Annotated in this window: 18 protein-coding genes; 7 read left to right on the top strand and 11 right to left on the bottom strand. The window is 36.1% G+C overall.

Annotation, left to right across the window (positions count from 1 at the left end; translation table 11 throughout):
• Positions 1–63: 63 nt before the first annotated feature.
• On the top strand, positions 64–1,539 hold the full coding sequence (locus N7Z68_RS06990; protein ID WP_275117743.1) for an aminotransferase class I/II-fold pyridoxal phosphate-dependent enzyme: 1,476 nt from the start codon (positions 64–66) through the stop codon (positions 1,537–1,539).
• Between the two features lie 209 nt (positions 1,540–1,748).
• On the opposite strand, the gene N7Z68_RS06995 is transcribed toward N7Z68_RS06990, so the two are convergent.
• The 3 genes from N7Z68_RS06995 to N7Z68_RS07005 all read right to left on the bottom strand — a co-directional run bounded on the left by N7Z68_RS06995 (position 1,749) and on the right by N7Z68_RS07005 (position 3,057).
• Complete coding sequence (locus tag N7Z68_RS06995; protein ID WP_373323114.1) at positions 1,749–1,898, bottom strand: GapA-binding peptide SR1P; 150 nt, start codon at positions 1,896–1,898, stop codon at positions 1,749–1,751.
• Between the two features lie 234 nt (positions 1,899–2,132).
• A complete protein-coding gene (locus N7Z68_RS07000; RefSeq protein ID WP_275117745.1) occupies positions 2,133–2,429 on the bottom strand; it encodes a DUF3055 domain-containing protein in 297 nt (98 codons plus the stop codon).
• Positions 2,430–2,616: 187 nt separating this feature from the next.
• Positions 2,617–3,057, bottom strand: coding sequence for a hypothetical protein (locus tag N7Z68_RS07005; RefSeq protein WP_275117746.1), 441 nt, complete (start codon positions 3,055–3,057; stop codon positions 2,617–2,619).
• 314 nt (positions 3,058–3,371) lie between these two features.
• On the opposite strand from N7Z68_RS07005, the gene N7Z68_RS07010 reads away from it, so the two are divergent.
• On the top strand, positions 3,372–3,809 hold the full coding sequence (locus N7Z68_RS07010; protein WP_275117747.1) for a DUF1885 family protein: 438 nt from the start codon (positions 3,372–3,374) through the stop codon (positions 3,807–3,809).
• A 30-nt stretch (positions 3,810–3,839) separates the two neighbouring features.
• On the opposite strand, the gene N7Z68_RS07015 is transcribed toward N7Z68_RS07010, so the two are convergent.
• Entirely contained in the window at positions 3,840–4,919 is a 1,080-nt protein-coding gene (locus N7Z68_RS07015) for a M23 family metallopeptidase (RefSeq protein ID WP_275117748.1), read from the bottom strand.
• A 170-nt stretch (positions 4,920–5,089) separates the two neighbouring features.
• Positions 5,090–5,947, bottom strand: a complete 858-nt coding sequence (locus N7Z68_RS07020; protein ID WP_275117749.1) for a polysaccharide deacetylase family protein — start codon at positions 5,945–5,947, stop codon at positions 5,090–5,092.
• Positions 5,948–6,108: 161 nt separating this feature from the next.
• Between N7Z68_RS07020 and N7Z68_RS07025 the strand changes: the two genes are divergently transcribed.
• The 3 genes from N7Z68_RS07025 (at position 6,109) to N7Z68_RS07035 (ending at position 9,405) form a co-directional block, all read left to right on the top strand.
• On the top strand, positions 6,109–7,158 hold the full coding sequence (locus N7Z68_RS07025) for an FUSC family protein (RefSeq protein WP_275117750.1): 1,050 nt from the start codon (positions 6,109–6,111) through the stop codon (positions 7,156–7,158).
• Positions 7,159–7,242: 84 nt separating this feature from the next.
• Entirely contained in the window at positions 7,243–8,859 is a 1,617-nt protein-coding gene (locus N7Z68_RS07030; protein ID WP_275117751.1) for a glycine betaine uptake BCCT transporter, read from the top strand.
• A 135-nt stretch (positions 8,860–8,994) separates the two neighbouring features.
• Entirely contained in the window at positions 8,995–9,405 is a 411-nt protein-coding gene (locus tag N7Z68_RS07035) for a hypothetical protein (RefSeq protein ID WP_275117752.1), read from the top strand.
• Between the two features lie 78 nt (positions 9,406–9,483).
• Here the strand turns inward: N7Z68_RS07035 and lpdA are convergent, their stop codons facing one another.
• From lpdA to N7Z68_RS07060, 5 genes are all read right to left on the bottom strand, one after another.
• Positions 9,484–10,893 (bottom strand): dihydrolipoyl dehydrogenase, encoded by a 1,410-nt coding sequence (gene lpdA, locus N7Z68_RS07040; RefSeq protein WP_275117753.1) that lies wholly within the window; start codon positions 10,891–10,893, stop codon positions 9,484–9,486.
• Between the two features lie 4 nt (positions 10,894–10,897).
• Entirely contained in the window at positions 10,898–12,202 is a 1,305-nt protein-coding gene (locus N7Z68_RS07045) for a dihydrolipoamide acetyltransferase family protein (protein WP_275117754.1), read from the bottom strand.
• A 160-nt stretch (positions 12,203–12,362) separates the two neighbouring features.
• Positions 12,363–13,340 (bottom strand): alpha-ketoacid dehydrogenase subunit beta, encoded by a 978-nt coding sequence (locus tag N7Z68_RS07050; protein WP_275117755.1) that lies wholly within the window; start codon positions 13,338–13,340, stop codon positions 12,363–12,365.
• A 3-nt stretch (positions 13,341–13,343) separates the two neighbouring features.
• Positions 13,344–14,387, bottom strand: a complete 1,044-nt coding sequence (pdhA, locus tag N7Z68_RS07055) for a pyruvate dehydrogenase (acetyl-transferring) E1 component subunit alpha (RefSeq protein WP_275117807.1) — start codon at positions 14,385–14,387, stop codon at positions 13,344–13,346.
• A gap of 632 nt (positions 14,388–15,019) precedes the next feature.
• Positions 15,020–15,676 carry a YkyA family protein gene (locus N7Z68_RS07060; RefSeq protein WP_275117756.1) on the bottom strand — a complete coding sequence of 219 codons (657 nt, stop codon included), beginning with the start codon at positions 15,674–15,676 and terminating at the stop codon, positions 15,020–15,022.
• A gap of 284 nt (positions 15,677–15,960) precedes the next feature.
• Between N7Z68_RS07060 and N7Z68_RS07065 the strand changes: the two genes are divergently transcribed.
• On the top strand, positions 15,961–16,128 hold the full coding sequence (locus tag N7Z68_RS07065) for a YjcZ family sporulation protein (protein ID WP_275117757.1): 168 nt from the start codon (positions 15,961–15,963) through the stop codon (positions 16,126–16,128).
• Between the two features lie 135 nt (positions 16,129–16,263).
• Positions 16,264–16,809, top strand: a complete 546-nt coding sequence (gene def, locus N7Z68_RS07070) for a peptide deformylase (protein ID WP_275117758.1) — start codon at positions 16,264–16,266, stop codon at positions 16,807–16,809.
• 48 nt (positions 16,810–16,857) lie between these two features.
• Here def and N7Z68_RS07075 read toward each other — a convergent pair whose 3' ends face one another.
• Entirely contained in the window at positions 16,858–17,646 is a 789-nt protein-coding gene (locus tag N7Z68_RS07075; protein WP_275117759.1) for a Cof-type HAD-IIB family hydrolase, read from the bottom strand.
• Positions 17,647–18,065 lie beyond the last annotated feature (419 nt).

The following is an 18,065-nucleotide window of genomic DNA, read 5'->3' on the forward strand; positions in this document are numbered from 1 at the left end:
ACTCAATCTTGTTTTATATGCAAGGTGACAACTTGCAATTAGAAAGTAGAAGAGGTGAATCGGTTGTCGCAACAACGCTTAACTCCGCTGTATACCGGCGTAAAAGAACATGCAAAAAAAGACCCTATACAATTTCATATTCCTGGTCACAAAAAAGGAAATGGGATAGATCCTGAATTTAGAGAGTTTATTGGTGAAAATGCCTTATCCATAGACCTAATTAATATCGGCCCACTCGATGACCTGCATCACCCTCACGGCATCATTAAAGAAGCACAATCACTTGCTGCTGAAGCATTTGGGGCAGATTACACTTTTTTTTCCGTACAAGGGACAAGCGGTGCAATTATGACCATGATTATGAGTGTTTGTGGTCCTGGTGATAAAATTATTGTGCCTAGAAACGTTCATAAATCCATTATGTCTGCGATTATTTTTTCAGGTGCGAATCCAATTTTTATACACCCTGAAATTGATAAAGATCTTGGCATATCACATGGCATTACTACAGATTCTGTAATAAAAGCAATTGAACAACATCCGGATGCAAAAGGATTACTCGTTATCAATCCAACATACTTCGGCATTTCTGCCAATTTAAAAGAAATAGTAGAAATTGCACATCATGCAAATATTCCTGTATTAGTTGATGAGGCTCACGGGGTTCACATTCATTTTCATGATGAACTACCGTTATCTGCAATGCAAGCAGGTGCAGATATGGCAGCTACAAGTGTGCACAAATTAGGCGGATCAATGACACAAAGTTCCGTATTGAATGTTAAAGAAGGGCTGGTGTCTCCCAAACGAGTTCAAGCCATCATAAGTATGTTAACAACAACATCTACGTCGTATTTACTCCTTTCTTCTCTTGATGTTGCCCGAAAACAGTTGGCGACTGTTGGAAAGAAAATGATCGACAACTCTATTCAATTAGCTCAGAGAACAAGGGAAGCCATCAATACGATCCCTGGTCTATATTGTGTTGGAAAAGAAATATTAGGTTCGAAAGCTGCATATGATTACGATCCTACAAAATTAATTATCTCAATCAAAAACTTAGGTATTACAGGATACGAAGTTGAAGTTTATTTGCGTGAAAAGCATAATATTGAAGTGGAGCTCTCAGATTTATACAATATCCTATGTATCATTACATTTGGTGACTCTGAAAAAGAAACATCTGCATTAGTTCACGCTTTACGTGAGCTGTCAGATTTACATCAAGATAAAATTGAAGCCCGTGAAGCAGTTTCTGTATATGTTCCTAACAGCCCAACTCTGGCTTTAACACCTCGAGATGCTTTTTATTCTGATACGGAAGTGATTTCTTTTGATTATTCGGCTGGAAGAATTATTGCTGAATTCGTGATGGTCTACCCTCCAGGTATCCCTATACTTATCCCAGGAGAAGTTATTACTGAGGAAAATATAAATTATATTCAGGAGAATTTATATGCAGGCTTGCCAGTTCAAGGCCCAGAGGATGCAACATTTAAAAAAATTCGCGTAATTAAAGAAAGACGACCAATTCAATAAGCAAGTGTGTAAAATAAGAAAGGCACCATCTTCCGTATAGTGGCGAAGTCTCGCTAGGCGCCCGAGCTAGACACCTTCGAATTTTATTATTTATTATCTTTTTTAAAAGTCCCAACCGTTTTTAGGTTCGGGATTTTTTTATGAATTACTGACTACATCATTCATAAAACAACAGAAAAAGGAACTCCTAAAAGGAGTTCCTTCCATAATTATTTTAGTTTACTAGCTTTCTCTTTACACTTTTCACAACCTGAGCATTTTGCATATAAAGTTGTAACTTTTTCGCCTTCGAAATGTTCAATTGTTGTGTTGCAAGTTTGACATACGATAATCCCCACAAATCCCATCTCCCTTGTCATATTATTATAGTTTTTTACTGAAAACGTTTTCTGATCTCTATGTATCTATAATAATATGTCACATTGTTAATGTCAATATTAAATTGTATAACACATTTAATTCTTTTCACCTTAATTTGTGTATTAAATGTTTCAGAACACTTTCCTTTTCAATAAATATTACACATTAATAAACAAGAGGCTGAATTAAGCATCAGCCTCTTATTGAACCAAGTATATTCCTTTAGTTTAAAATCAATATTGTGGCTCTAGCGGCATTGTCGGCAAGGTCTTTTCAAAAAACGTTGCAAGATCCTCTGCCTCTTTAGCAGATTGAATATGAAATACTTTTTGAATATGATCTACATTACTTACATCGTCAGCACAAAGTAGTGCAGAACGTCCTGTTTGCATGCAGATCACAAGAGGTTTACCAAAGAACATGTTTGTATAGACAATGCCAAAATCATAACGAACATCGTCAGTAGTAAACCCAATAAATTGCACCTTCACATTTTCTTGCTCGTCGTATAAACGCTCAAACAGATTCATTTAGTACACCTCCATAATTAATTCATATATGACAACAATAAACAAAAAGGAGACGTCTTTTTATTTATTGCTATGTCCAAAAAATATTTTTTAAATTTTCTGATATTAACATTATATATCCTTTTTCTTGATTAATCAACCTACTTTTAGACTAAGTTGTGTAAATATTGTGAAAATTACCTTTTGGTTAGTTACTATAATGACTTTGATTTAACTCTATATGCCTACATACTTCGTGAACGAAAATCAAATCCTCTTCTGTTACCTCATATCCTATTTTAGGTAAACTAAAGACCATGATCCCAATTAAATGATGCCCCTCATAAAATGGAGCTAGCAGACGGATTGTATTTTCAAACTCTATTGTTGAAATACGACCTCTGATAGCACTTATACTTAATGGACCTTCTCCAAAAAGTTCTATCAAATTGTATGCTTCATCTCCCACACTTGCAATCAGTTTAAAAAAACGCTCATGTGATTTATACAAACCAGTACTAAATCCTTGTTTTATGTACTTTCCAAACACTTGTATAATCCCATTGAAAAATTCATTTTGTGAGTTTGCGTACTCTGAAACAAGTCCCACTTCGAGTCGAAGTTCATCTAAGAATGCTGACTTATCCATATTGCTTCCCCCATTTTTGTTAAACGGTTTTCTTTTTTATTTGGCACTATAAAGTATCGCTGAAGTTTTTAGCTTATATGCCTTTTACCATTGCGTCACGTCAGTTCATTTTATCTATATTTAAACTTAGTATTCCAATATATACAATTTTAACTATAAATTCGTACATTTTAATTATATTACTTATATTACGAGATAATGATTCGTATTACCTTCGTTCTTTTATACTAATTTTAATTATGTTGTCAGCTTTCATTACTAATGCTAAGATAGATATGGAATTGAAAACGTTTTAAAGTTGGGAGTAGATGTCTATGTCCGACCATGCATACATAAAGCTAGTGAAAAAATCAACACAACAAGACATAACATTAGAAGAATTGAAGGATATTTTCAAGTATTACCAAACCATCACCACTAAAACTGGAGATCAATTAGATTGGGGCTATGGTGACGCAGCTTTCCCATATGGGATCTCAGAAGTACCCGACAGTGACGATAACTGGTTTTATTTAAAAAGTAATGGCACATCAACAAGATACAAATACATCGTGTTTGGTGTAGGTAAAGAAACGATTGAAGATAGTGAAGGAAATGAGACGTTACAATCGTACATACAAGTTATACTTCCTGAAGGTGCCACACATGGTGATAAAGGAAAAGCAAATGAATTCTGTAAATTCTTAGGCAAGAAATTACAAGCTGAAGTTCATTTATTTAATGGTAGAATTATGTATTTCTATAAAAGATAGGCACAGGCAGCTGCCTGTGCTTTTTTCGTTTTATTCTTTAAAAATACTTTTAAGTACATTTAGTACTTCATCTTGGTCTAATGGTTTCCAGAACAACTCACCATATATTAGTAGATCCTGATGTAAATGCAACTCTGTTTCGTCCTGGTCTACCGCTCCACTAGTACCAGAGTTACCAACGTACCCGATAATTGTATTTTCATCAATTTCTTGTCCGACTCGAATGTCTTCCGGGATATCAGATAAATGGGCAAACCGACTCATAACCCCATTCGGATATTGCACCCAAACTTGTCTACCCCGTAACCTGTCAAAAATATATTCGGGCGTTTCACCCAAACTAGAAGTAAACTTCAAATCTGTATTTCTCACTTCAGGAGAAGCGTATTCTTCATAATTATGATCTGCTCGTACAACTATACCTTTTGCCATTCCATAGATGGGGGTATCAAAATTAATATCACCGCCAGATGCAAAGTCATACCAATCTAAACCTTCGTGATATCCATTACGATACGGACGTTTTGCACCAGGCAAATGACTAGGTATCGTACTTACTTGAGCTTCTTTTATCGGCTTTTTTAAAAATGAAAGGTAATCAATCATTTGTTCAGCATTCCATGTTTCAAAATTGAAATCTTCCGGTGGTCCTCCTGCTTTTTCAACAGGTCCATACCATTCAAACGATATGGCATCTTTTGTATAGGTTGTATTCATCCCAAGTCCTAATTCCAGAAAAGATGAAGGTAAATATACTTGATCATCTTCAATAATCAAGTAGATGTCATTTTCAGCTAAATACTCACCATTTCTTTCTAAAACAGGCACACCGTCTATTAAGTAGAAATGATCATCATCTATAGTCAATCTTAGCGTACGATGGATTGGATCATATTCATAAAACCCATTCATTTCAGCAACTAAATTATCCACTGAAAATTTTGCTTCAGTAGGTGTTATTTCAATTGGTAATTGAACTAAGTTAGCAGGATGTTCAATTGTTTTCTTTTCTGCCAGTTGTTGAAATTCTTTATCTTCTGATTGACAGCCGGTTAAGACTAATACGCTCAACACAACCAAATTAATTAACTTTCGTTTGTACATCATCATCTCTACTTTCTCGAACGTTTCATACCTATTGTATCTTTTCTCTAAAAAAATGACAAGGTTCTACAAATTTTAACAATAAGTTCTTCGCGGTTGGGCTATAGTTAATAGCTAAGAAAAAAAGCGACTAGCTACATAACAGCCTAGACGCTTTTATTACATTTTATTCAAATTTACTGAATTTTTTTAGGGTCGACAATTTCATACCCTTTATTCCTTAAACCAGTCACAATATCTGCTAAGGCTTCTTTTGTCCATTTTCTATCATGCATTAATAAATTGGCACCATTCATCAACTCTGGTGCATTCACCATAATATCTGCTAAAGCTTCGGCATTCGTATATTGTTGAAAGTAATCATAACCATACGTCCAGTTCATCCATTGCATTCCTTCTTCCTCAACTACTTGTTTAGAGATGTCCGTGTTTACTCCGTATGGGGCTCTAAAAAAACGTGGCCGCTCCCCTATAATTTCTTCAATTAGATCATTTAGTTCTACAATTTCTTTTCTTTGTTCTTCTGCCGATAGTTCACTCAATTTCTTATGACTCATCGTATGATTACCGATTTCAAAACCTAATTCATGAATCTTTTTTAATTGTTCTTTACCATCATTTTTATTTATAAAAATACCATTAACGAAAAAAATGGCATTTGCATCCAAATCATAAAGAATTTGAGCCATCTCAGCTCCGAATTGATCGGGGGCATCATCAATCGTTAAGAGGACAACTTTCTCATTAACACCCTCTTTTTTAGGTTGAATAAGAAAGTTTGTTTCGTTTAAAGTATACTGTGGCACGACAACCTCTTCTATTTGATCAACCTGCTCCATTTCTCCTGTTTCAGAACTATTTTCAGGCTCTACATCTAGTTTCTCTTCAGTAACACTTTGATCACCTGTCCCCGCTTCTTCAACTATATTTTCTGCATCCTCTTCAATCGAGGCATGCTCCTTCTCAGTACTTTCAGAATTACATCCAGCCAGTATAATAAGGAAACTACACAATAATACAGCGAACCATTTCATATACACACCAACCTAACTATATTTATGATTTGACTTGTCAAAAGTCACCTTCTACTAGTGAATATATTAGCAAATTATTTTTTTAAATACACCTTTGTCTGTATATCTAATAAATAGCAATCCAATACTATAGATGGATAGTCAGCTAAGAAGGTGGTTTAATGAGAAATACAAAATGGGTTGGTCGTAGAGTTATAAAAACTGGACTTTCAGTATTTGTAACAGCTTTTATTTGTAAGTTACTTGATTTACCGGTTGTTTTTGCTATTATCACTGCAATTGTCACAACAGAACCCACTGCCGCAGATTCATTAAAAAAGGGACTTGTCCGCCTGCCAGCAGCTGCGATAGGTGCTCTTTTTGCTGTTTTAATCGATTTTTTCCTAGGTCAATCTGCATTAACATATTCATTAGTAGCCATGCTAACGATCATTGCCTGTGCTCGCTTAAAGTTAGATACAGGCACTCTGGTTGCGACTTTAACAGCAGTTGCAATGATACCTGGTACAACTGATAGTATGTTACACGATTTTATTTTTAGGTTATCAGGTACTTCAATTGGAATTATTGTATCAACCTGTGTAAACTATGTAATTCTGCCACCTAAGTTTGGTCCTATCGTCGTCCAACAAATAGAAACACTTTATACGGAAGCAGCAAATAAATTAATGTTACTCATTGATAACTCTATAGAAGAGCATCCTTCTGTAACGTACCGCCCACTTTCACAACAAATAGAAAAGATCTATCAATTTACTCAGTTTCAGACTGATGAATGGAAATATCGAAATTTTGAAGAAAATGAATTTCGCTCATTTCAATACCTGATTAAAAAGCTCCATTTTATCGAACAAATAAATTTGAGAATCGGAAACTTAACTTACCAACAAATTAAGAGAAGTCATTTTTCTGAATTTGAATGGGACCTACTAAAAAAGTCAATAACATCTCTTGCTGAAATCTATAAAGATCCGTTACATCAAATGCATGAAAGTCATTATGAATGGATTAACAAAAATAAGGAAAACTTACAGTATATTGAACCTAATAACAATGATGAACTACAATTTGTTCAACGCGTTTTCTATGAACTATCTATTATTCAACAGCTGACAATTGAATTAGCTGAGGTAACAGAAAAAGAAAGACAATATTCTTTAACTGAACAATCTTACCCAAGTTATGTATTTCCAAAAATACAGTACGATTAGTACATGTTATTTGTATAGTAAATTTGGGTATGGTAGTGTGGAACAGGAAAAACTTAATAGGGAGCGACAAAGGAGTATGATAACTTGAAAAAACTAACACCTGTTTTTACTATTTCACTGTTTATTGCAATTGCCTTCATTCTTTGGGGTGTCATTGCTCCGAACCATCTAGACGCAACTACTGCTGCTGTTCAAAGTTTTATAACTGAAAAATTTGGATGGTTTTATTTATTAGCCACAACAGGTTTTCTTATTTTTGCTATTTACCTTATTTTTAGTCCTTATGGTAGGATTCGCTTAGGAAAACCTGAGGACCGACCAGAATACAATTATGTAACTTGGTTTTCCTTTTTATTTACAGCAGGTATGGGGATTGGACTTGTCTTCTGGGGCGTCGCTGAACCAATGTATCACTTTTATTATCCGCCCAATCCAAACCTAGATTCCTATCAAGCAGCAAGTCAAGCGATGCGCTATGCCTTCTTCCATTGGGGGTTACATCCGTGGGCCATTTATGCCATCGTGGCTTTAATTCTCGCTTATTTTCAGTTTAGAAAAGATGCACCCGGGGTAATTAGTGCAGCTTTTAGACCCCTACTGGGTGATCGCGTTAATGGACCCATCGGAACAACGATAAACGTCATTGTTGTTTTTGCAACTATCTTTGGAGTCGCAACATCACTCGGATTTGGAACTTTGCAAATTTCCGGGGGAGCTTCGCACATAATTCCTGGTGTAAACAATAATATATGGACACAATTAGTCATTATATTAATTATCACCATCCTTTACATGCTATCTTCCCAAACCGGATTGAATAAAGGAATCCGTATCCTGAGTAAAGCGAATATATATTTAGCTATAGGATTAATGCTATTTTTATTATTCTTAGGACCTACTACTTATATTATGGGGGTATTTACTCAGACATTAGGAAGTTACCTTCAAAATCTTGCTGGCATGAGTTTTAGAATTGATCCGTATAACCCTGAAACAAATTGGGTTCAAGGCTGGACAATCTTCTATTGGGCTTGGTGGATTGCATGGGCACCATTTGTTGGGACCTTTATTGCTCGTGTATCTAAAGGTCGTACAATTCGAGAATTTGTAGTTGGAGTTTTACTAGTTCCTACGATCTTTGGTGCTCTATGGTTTTCTGTATTTGGCGGAACTGCCATTTCACTTGATCTACATAGTGATATGGGAATTATGAACGTCATTGAAGACCAGGGAATGGAGCTTGCCTTATTTGCAGTATTAGACCAATTTCCATTAAGCATCATTATGTCGACAATTGCGATTTTATTAATCTGTTCTTTCTTTATTACGTCTGCAGATTCAGCTACATTCGTTCTTGGTATGCAGACGACAAATGGAAATTTAAATCCAGCAAACTCAGTTAAGTTTGTATGGGGATTAGTCCAGTCTGCAGCAGCAGCGATATTATTAACTTCGGGTGGTTTAGGAGCGTTGCAAACCGCCTCTATCATCGCCGCACTTCCTTTTGCCATTATCATGATCTTAATGATTATTTCATTAATGAAATCATTACGCCAAGAAAAACCGATACTCTATCAAGATAAGTTGCGTATGAAGGATGAAAAATTAAGATTGCGTGAAGAAAAATTAAAGCTGAAAGAAGAAATTGTTGCACTTAAAAAGAAAGTAAACGAACTAGATAAGAAAAAAAATCATGACTAAGACGGTTATTTATAACCGTCTTTTTATCATTACTTTTCTATTTCATTACATTTTTGTTACTTCACGTACAACCATATAATGGCATGGTAAAATAATATCAATTAATTTATCCTTTATAGGAAGTGAGGTCAAAGGATGAGACATCATTTATCTTACTTGCTCTTATCGACCTTTTTAATTACTACAGGGTGTTGGTCATCAGAAGCAACTACTAATCCACTAGCAACAGATAATACAGAATATATGACTGTACTGTTTTCAAATGAAGAATCAATTTTGGAAGAAGCAAGTTTTTACGATGCTTTATTAGAGATGCAAAGATTATTTCCAGAGCACCACTTCCCGTTTCAAATTGTATACGCCAGCGAACGAAACGTAATCCGCTATTTTAATGTAAGTACATACCCAACTTTAATGGTACTTAGCGGTGATGATGTTCATTTAGTAATTGAAGGAACACATTCTAAAGAGGATATTATCAATTTACTTACTACCACTTTAAAAATGAATGAGCCCGAATTGTCTTATCATCATATTAAACATTAATTCAATTAGCTTAATAATACAAAGAGGCTGACTTCAAGTCAGCCTCTTCTTTTTATAATCAGGGGAGAGAAATTCGAACTATTTTACAATATGAATTGGCATACCAATAGCAACCTCAGCAGTCTCCATCGTAATCTCACCTAATGATGGATGTGCGTGAATGGTTAATGCAATATCTTCAGCTGTCATACCTGCTTCAATGGCAACGCATGCTTCTGAAATCATGTCTGACGCGTTCGTTCCAGCAATTTGTACACCTAGGACCAAACCATCTTCTTTACGTGTTACCATTTTCATGAAGCCTTCTGTTTCATCCATTGATAGTGCGCGACCATTAGCTGCAAATGGGAATTTAGATACAACTACATCGTATCCTTCCTCTTTTGCCTCTTTCTCATTTAAACCGACAGTTGCAAGTTCCGGACCTGAGAAAACAACCGCAGGAATAGCTAAATAATCTACTTCAGCAGGGTGGCCTGCAATAGCTTCAGCAGCCACTTTCGCTTCATAGGATGCTTTATGAGCAAGCATTGGTCCAGGAACAATATCACCGATTGCATAGATCCCTTCAACAGATGTTCTGCACTGTTTATCTACTTTAATAAATCCACGCTCATCAAGTTCAACACCGATTTGTTCTAGACCAATTTCCTCCGTGTTAGGACGACGACCAACTGTTACTAAAACGTAATCCGCCTCAAACGTTTTCGTCTCACCTTTCACTTCAGCTGTCACTGTAACTCCATTTTCAGTCTCTTCTACACCTTGCGCTAATGCTTCTGTGTAGAATTCTACACCGTTCTTTTTCATACGTTTCGTTACAAGTTGACTCATTTGTTTTTCGAAGCCCGGTAGAATTTGCTTTCCACCTTCTAGTACAACAACTTCTGATCCAAGATTAGAATATGCTGCGCCTAGCTCTATACCAATGTAACCTCCACCGATAACAATTAACTTCTTAGGAAGTTCTGTTAAGTTAAGCGCCCCAGTTGAACTTAAGATCCGCTTACTGAATTTGAAAGCAGGAATTTCTATTGGACGAGATCCTGTTGCAATAATACAATTTTTAAATTTATAGGTTTGAGCTTGTTTATCATCCATAATACGTACCGAATCTTTATCAGCGAAATATGCTTCACCTTTAACAATCTCAACTTTATTTCCTTTTATTAGCCCTTCAACGCCACCAGTTAATTTATTTACAACCGATGACTTCCATTCTTGCATTTTTGTAAAGTCTAAATTCACTTTATCAACTGTAATCCCCATATTTTCTGATGAGTTAGCATCATGAAAACGGTGACCTGCTTGAATTAAAGCTTTTGAAGGAATACAACCGACGTTTAAACAAACCCCACCGAGGTTGCCCTTTTCAACGATTGTTACTTTTTGTCCTAGTTGTGCAGCACGAATAGCTGCTACATAACCGCCAGGGCCTGAACCAATGACGAGAGTATCTACTTCTGTTGCGAAATCTCCAACTACCATTTGTTTATCCCTCCATTAATAACAATTGTGGGTCGTTTAATAAACGTTTTACATGATTTAAGGCATTTTGTGCTGTTACTCCATCAATTAAACGATGGTCATAACTTATTGATAAGTTTAGTACTGGAGCAGCTACAATTTCGCCGTTTTTAACAACAGCTTTTTCTTCAATACGTCCAATTCCTAAGATCGCAACTTCCGGATGGTTAATAACCGGTGTAAACCATGCACCACGTGCTGAACCTAAGTTTGAAATTGTGCATGTTCCACCTTTCATTTCATTCGGACTTAACTTTCCGTCACGAGCTTTTACAGCTAATTCACTAATTTCTGCTGCAATTGTATAGATCGATTTGCGATCAGCATCTTTAACTACAGGTACAACTAAGCCTTGCTCTGTATCAGCTGCAATCCCGATATTAAAGTAGTTTTTATAAACAATCTCTTCATTTACATCATCAATTGATGCATTTAAAGCAGGATATTTACGTAAAGCGGCAGTTAAAGCCTTAACTACATAAGGTAAGTATGTTAATTTAACACCTTGCTCAGCAGCAGATTCTTTATACTGTTTACGGTGTGCAACCAATGCAGTAACATCAATTTCATCCATATGCGTTACATGTGGTGCAGTATGCTTAGAATTAACCATTGCTTTTGCAATCGCCTTACGAATTCCTTTAAGCGGAACTCTTTCTTCATTAGCACCTTCTGGAATAGCAACAGGCGTTGTTTTTGGTGTTTGCGGAGCTTTTGCTGCTTCTTGAGCAGTTTCTTCTACTTGGTCTGTAGCAGCAGTTGTTTGTGTTTGTCCACCTGCTAAATAACGGTCAATATCTTCTCTTACGATACGCCCATTAGTTCCTGTTCCTTGAACAGCACGAATATTAACTCCTTTTTCACGTGCATATTTTCGTACAGACGGCATAGCAACGACACGACGGTTTTCATCCACTTCCGTTTCCGTAGCAACAGGTGCAGCCTCTTTCGTTTCTTCAGCTTTTACTTCTTCTTTTGCAGGTGCAGGAGCTTCCTCTTCATGATCACCGTGCGCTGATTGAGGAGCTTCACCATCAAAATCAATCGTTACTAGAACATCACCTACAACAGCAACTGTTCCTTCACTTACTTTAAGATCTAAGATTTTACCTTCAACTGGTGATGGGATTTCTACAACAGCTTTATCGTTTTGTACTTCAAGTAAAATATCATCTTCTTTTACTTCGTCACCTGGTTTAACAAACCATTTAACGATTTCACCTTCATGGATACCTTCACCGATATCAGGAAGTTTGAATTCAAATGCCACGAAAAGCGCCTCCTTTTTGTCCGTTAATTTTTGTCATTATTTACAGTCTTTATGCCAAATAAAATTAGACGGGTTCAATATTTGACCTAATATTTAGGTTGAAATTCGTGAAAAAAGACTGAAAAAGAAACCTGTAAGACTTCTTTTTCAGTACTACTAATTAAAAGTTAACGACTTGCTTCGCTTTCTCAACGATATCTTTATAGTCCGGAAGCCATACATCTTCAGCGGCAGCAAACGGGTACACTGTATCCGGAGCGGTTACACGTAATACTGGTGCCTCCAAATGAAGGATTGCACGTTCAGTAATTTCAGCCATAACATTTGCAGCAACTCCAGCTTGTTTTTGAGCTTCTTGTACAACGATCGCACGATTTGTTTTTTCAATAGAAGCAATGATTGTATCAATATCTAGCGGACTCACCGTACGAAGGTCAATAATTTCCGCATCGATACCTTCTTTTTCGAGTTCTTCTGCAGCTTTTAGTGAAGAGTGAACCATCGCACCATATGTAATGATAGAAATGTCTTTACCTTCACGTTTAACGTCAGCTTTACCAAGTGGAATTGTATACTCTTCCTCAGGCACTTCTCCACGGAAAGAACGATATAATTTCATATGTTCCAAGAAGATAACAGGGTCGTTATCACGAATTGCAGAAATTAATAAACCCTTTGCATCATAAGGAGTTGAAGGATAAACGACTTTAAGACCTGGCGTTTGAGCGACTAATCCCTCTAAGTTATCTGCATGTAATTCTGGAGTTTTTACCCCGCCACCTAATGGTGAACGAACGGTAATTGGTGAATGATACTTTCCACCAGAACGGTAACGCATACGTGCCATTTGAGCTGCTACTGAGTCAAACACCTCAAATACGAAACCGAAAAATTGAATTTCCATTACAGGGCGGAAACCAGTTAAACCTAAACCAATTGCTAATCCACCGATTCCAGATTCAGCTAATGGAGTATCGAATACGCGCTCTTCACCGAACTCAGCTTGTAAGCCGTCAGTAGCACGGAATACTCCACCGTTTTTTCCGACGTCTTCTCCAAATACGAGAACATTCTCATCTCTTTTCAGCTCATTACGCATTGCATCGGTAATGGCTTGAATCATCGTCATTTGCGCCATGGATTATTTCGACTCCTTTGCTTTATATTCTTCCATTTGTTCTTGTAAATTGTGTGGAAGTTCTTCATACATAAACTCAATTAAATCTGTCACCTTTTGTTTAGGAGCAGCATCTGCTTGTTTAATTGCTTCTTTAATATCTTCTTTTGCTTTATCTACCATTTCGTTTTCCATATCCTCAGTCCATAAATCTTTACCTTCTAAGAATTTACGGAAACGAACTAATGGATCTTTCTTTTCCCACTCGTCATCTAGATCACTTGTACGGTAACGAGTTGGATCATCACCAGCCATTGTATGCGGACCATAACGGTAACACATTGTTTCAATTAGAGTCGGTACTCCTTCGTTAATTGCGCGCTCACGAGCTTGTGAAGTAGCAGCATAAACTGCTAAAATGTCCATTCCATCTACTTGAATGCCTTCAATTCCAGCGGCAACTGCTTTTTGTGCAATTGTTTTTGCAGCAGATTGCTTTTCAACTGGTACCGAAATCGCAAAGCGGTTATTTTGTACAACAAAAATTGCAGGGGCTTGGAACGCACCAGCAAAGTTCATTCCTTCGTAGAAATCCCCTTGAGATGCACCGCCATCACCAGTATAAGTGATCGCTACATTCTTTTTACCTTTACGTTTTAGTCCAAGAGCCACACCTGCTGTTTGCACGATTTGTGCACCGATAATAATTTGAGGCATTAACACGTTAACACCTTCAGGGAATCTCCCACCTTCATAATGCCCGCGTGAATATAAGAAAGCTTTATATAACGGGAAGCCGTGGAATACCATCTGAGGCATATCACGATATCCAGGAAGGATCCAATCTTCCTTATCTAAGGCATATTGTGAACCTAACATTGATGCCTCTTGTCCTGATACAGGTGCATAAAAACCTAAACGTCCTTGACGGTTTAGTGAGATAGCACGCTGATCCCAAATACGTGTATAGACCATACGACGCATCATTTCTTGAAGTTGCTCATCAGAAAGTTCCGGCATAGCCGCCTCGTTAACAACCTTACCTTCTTCATTTAAAATTTGAAACATTTCAAACTGGTCTTCAATTTGTTTTACTACTGTTTTTGTACTCAAGTTCTTCACCTCTTCCTTTCTAATAAAAGCCGTAAAGGCATATTTTGTAATCGGACTTTACTATCCCAAGCCTTGAAACTAATCGTATTTAATAATCTAAAAACTAACATGAATACCCACTATTAGGATACCCATTTTAACTTGATTCCAATACACTGTTTCCAACGCTTGTTATAAGCAAATTACCATTTTTTTAGTTAAGTTTTTTAGGTTTTAAATTATCAAAAACATAGCCTATCCAATGTTTAGTTTGTAAATATGTAATTTATTAAATACCCTACGTTGTTTTAGCTTAACCAAAAATTATAAATATCTCAAAAGCTGTACTAGTCTTTTTTAAAATACACTAATACAATTTCTCTTTCAGGCTATAGTCTACATCACAAAGTTTTCTTCCGTCAATCCTTTTGCTTAACATTTTTTAAAAAGATAAACCAAAAGGTATTCACATATAACATGAGCAACTGTGTTATATAATAAAGATAACCTGATTAGTACAGTTTTTAAGCGAGCGATCTGTAGCAACTACGTTAGGCAAATAGCCCACAAAAAAAAGGAAATGCCATAACGGACACTTCCTCTTTTCGTTAATCTACAAACGTAATATCTAATTCAGCCAGCGTATAAAATTCTTTTTTCTCTTCATTGTAAGCTTCCGTGTATTCGTTAAATACATCCTTAGCTTCCATTACTCTTTCATACGCTTCATTGATTTCATCGATTTTTTCTTGTAATTCATCAATGGTTAAGTCTTCTTGTTGTAACATGGTATATAATTCTTCGTCTAGACTAAGCGCCATGTCATATTCATCGTATAGTACTTGATAGCTCTCAAATCTATTGGTCATCGTTTCTTTTAATTGGAGAGCGAAATTTTTAAGTTCTTCGTCTTTCAATTCTTCAATTTCAGCTTCAATTTTTAAAAATTCTTCATAGCCTGCTTCAATACTCATTTTTTCTTTATCCATTAACTGCTTTCTCTCTTGTACAATCGCAATAGCCTGTTGTGAAAGGTCTACAATTTCTTCGTATTCAGACATACCTAATTTAATAATCTGTTCATACAGTTCGTGCTCTTTCTTTTCAGCTATTATAAGCGGTTCTTGTTGTTGTTCAAAAACCTCCTCTAGTACAACCGCCTTTTCCATATGGGTGTACATATTTTCTGCTGGATTGTTTCCACAGGCAGCGAGGAACATCACCATTGTTATACTTAAAATCAAACCAAAATGTTTCAGTTTCAAACTGAAAACCTCCTATCTCCAAAATCCCAATAATACATATTCATTAATAAAAACACTATACGAAAACACACCAGTTGACAATATTTATTTCAACGCGCTTGTACTTTTATAGGTAGTATATTGAGTTTAAAGAAATATAGTACTTTAAACTACATGAAAAATTTATGTTCTTTAAAAATTTCCAATTGAAAATTGGGTATATGACCAAACACGATTATATTTCCCTGCATAGGTTATTAGTGAGTCGCAAGAAAGCGATGCATTTTCAAAAGGAGGTCATATAAATGTACGGACACGGATACGGATGCTATGATCCTTGTGGATATGGTTACGGACCACAAGTTGCAGGTGTTGCACACACACCTGGTTACGGACGCGGAAGAGGCTTCGCTTTAATTGTTGTTCTCTTCATTCTATTAATTATTGTTGGTGCGTCTAAATACGGCTGCTAATATTTTATAAAAAAAACGGAGGTCAAAAAGACTTCCGTTTTTTCCATTTTACCTTTTTGGTATACTATAATTACGAAATAATATATGTTTATTAAGATACATATGTAAATGTAGATAAAGGGGTTGTAAGAAGAAATGATCACAATGAAAGATGTTATTCGAGAAGGGCACCCTGTTTTAAGACAAATTGCAAAAGATGTTCCGCTTCCACCATCAAAAGAAGACAGAGAAACTTTAGAAGGAATGCTTCAATTTGTTATTAATAGTCAAGACCCTGAAATAGCAGAACGTTATAATTTAAGGCCCGGAATCGGTATTGCTGCACCGCAAATTGGAATTAGTAAACGAATGATTGCTGTTCATGTATATGACGAAAATGAGGAATTAATAAGCTGCGGGATGTTTAATCCGAAGATTATCAGCCACTCCGTTGAACTAAATCACTTAGAGAATGGTGAGGGTTGTCTTTCTGTTGATCGAGACGTTCCTGGACTCGTCCCACGATACTCTAGGATAACGGTAAAAGGAACTACACTTGAGGGCGAAGAAGTTTCAATGCGTTTGAAAGGACTAGTTTCCATTGTGTTCCAACATGAAATAGATCACTTAAATGGAATTATGTTCTACGACCGTATAGAAGGTTACCAAGATAAATTTACCAAACCACTTCCTAAGCTATAACACAAAGACGTGACTACAAATCGTGTGTCACGTCTTTTCTTATCGCATTTATCTCAACAGTCCAACCTTTTTCAGGCCGACTAAAATCCCGTCATCGTCTACATGGTTCGTTACTATATTTGCGACATCTTTCACCTCTTCGTGACCATTCCCCATCGCTACACCCGTACCTACATAAGACAACATCTCTTTATCATTTAAACCATCACCAAAAGCATAGGCGTTTTCAACAGGGATATCCATCTGCTTTAAAAGGATTTCAATTCCTTTTGCTTTGGAACCTCCATTGGGTAAGACATCAATAGAATAACGGTGCCACCTGACATAATCAAAGTGATCATGTCCATGCATGTACATCTCTTCATGATGATCTTCACAGAAAATCAACGCTTGATATACTTCTTGTGAATGGTAAAAGCCTGGATTGTAGTCAGGTAAATGAAGCTTTAAGCTGCTAATACATTCATGAATATAAGGGTGCTCTTTATAATTAGAATAGTGATTATTATCGTCTAAGAAGATCATTGGATGTTCATTTGCCAAGGCGTCCTTCTCTAGTACTTTAAGTTTGTCTGTTTCTAACGGTGATTTAAAAATAACATCATTGTTAAAAATCACATAGGAACCGTTGAAGCTGATATATGTATCAATTCCTAATTCATCCCGCAACCCTTTGTACATAAAAGGCGCCCTCCCAGTCGCAATAGCAACATGAACTCCATTTCGTTTCAACTCATTAATCGCAGCTACTGTTGAACCAGGTATCATTTTGTTATGGTCATATAATGTTCCGTCAATGTCAAAAAAAACAATTTTCTCTTCTCTTCCCTTCATCATTGAACATAGCTCCTTCTCTAATTTATATTATTTACTTTTTTATAATTAAAACCTATTGTTGCTATTGTACCGTTAGCTAAGCAATACTTCGTTCTAATCACACTTTGGCCTAAAGCTTCAAAAAAGAACCAAAACAAAGATGGGCTTAATTTTTAAACAAAATAAAAATTCAAAACTTACTCTTTTAAGTATGAAGGATTTCAAACTGAGTTTAAAGGAAAAATATTAATAGCCATTTATTACCTTGTAGTTTTTTTATAAATTTCCACATACTAAGACAAACAAAATGTTAGGACCGTATATTTTATCACTTCCTAAAAGGAGGCGGATGACATGCTAAAAAAATTGAAACGAAAATTGGTCAAGCACTGTCGAGGAATACTTCCCAAAAAAAGACTTGCGCAAAGCCCACATTAAAA

Source organism: Alkalihalobacterium chitinilyticum (assembly GCF_029028005.1).
In the GTDB taxonomy this organism is placed as follows: domain Bacteria; phylum Bacillota; class Bacilli; order Bacillales; family Bacillaceae_F; genus Alkalihalobacterium; species Alkalihalobacterium chitinilyticum.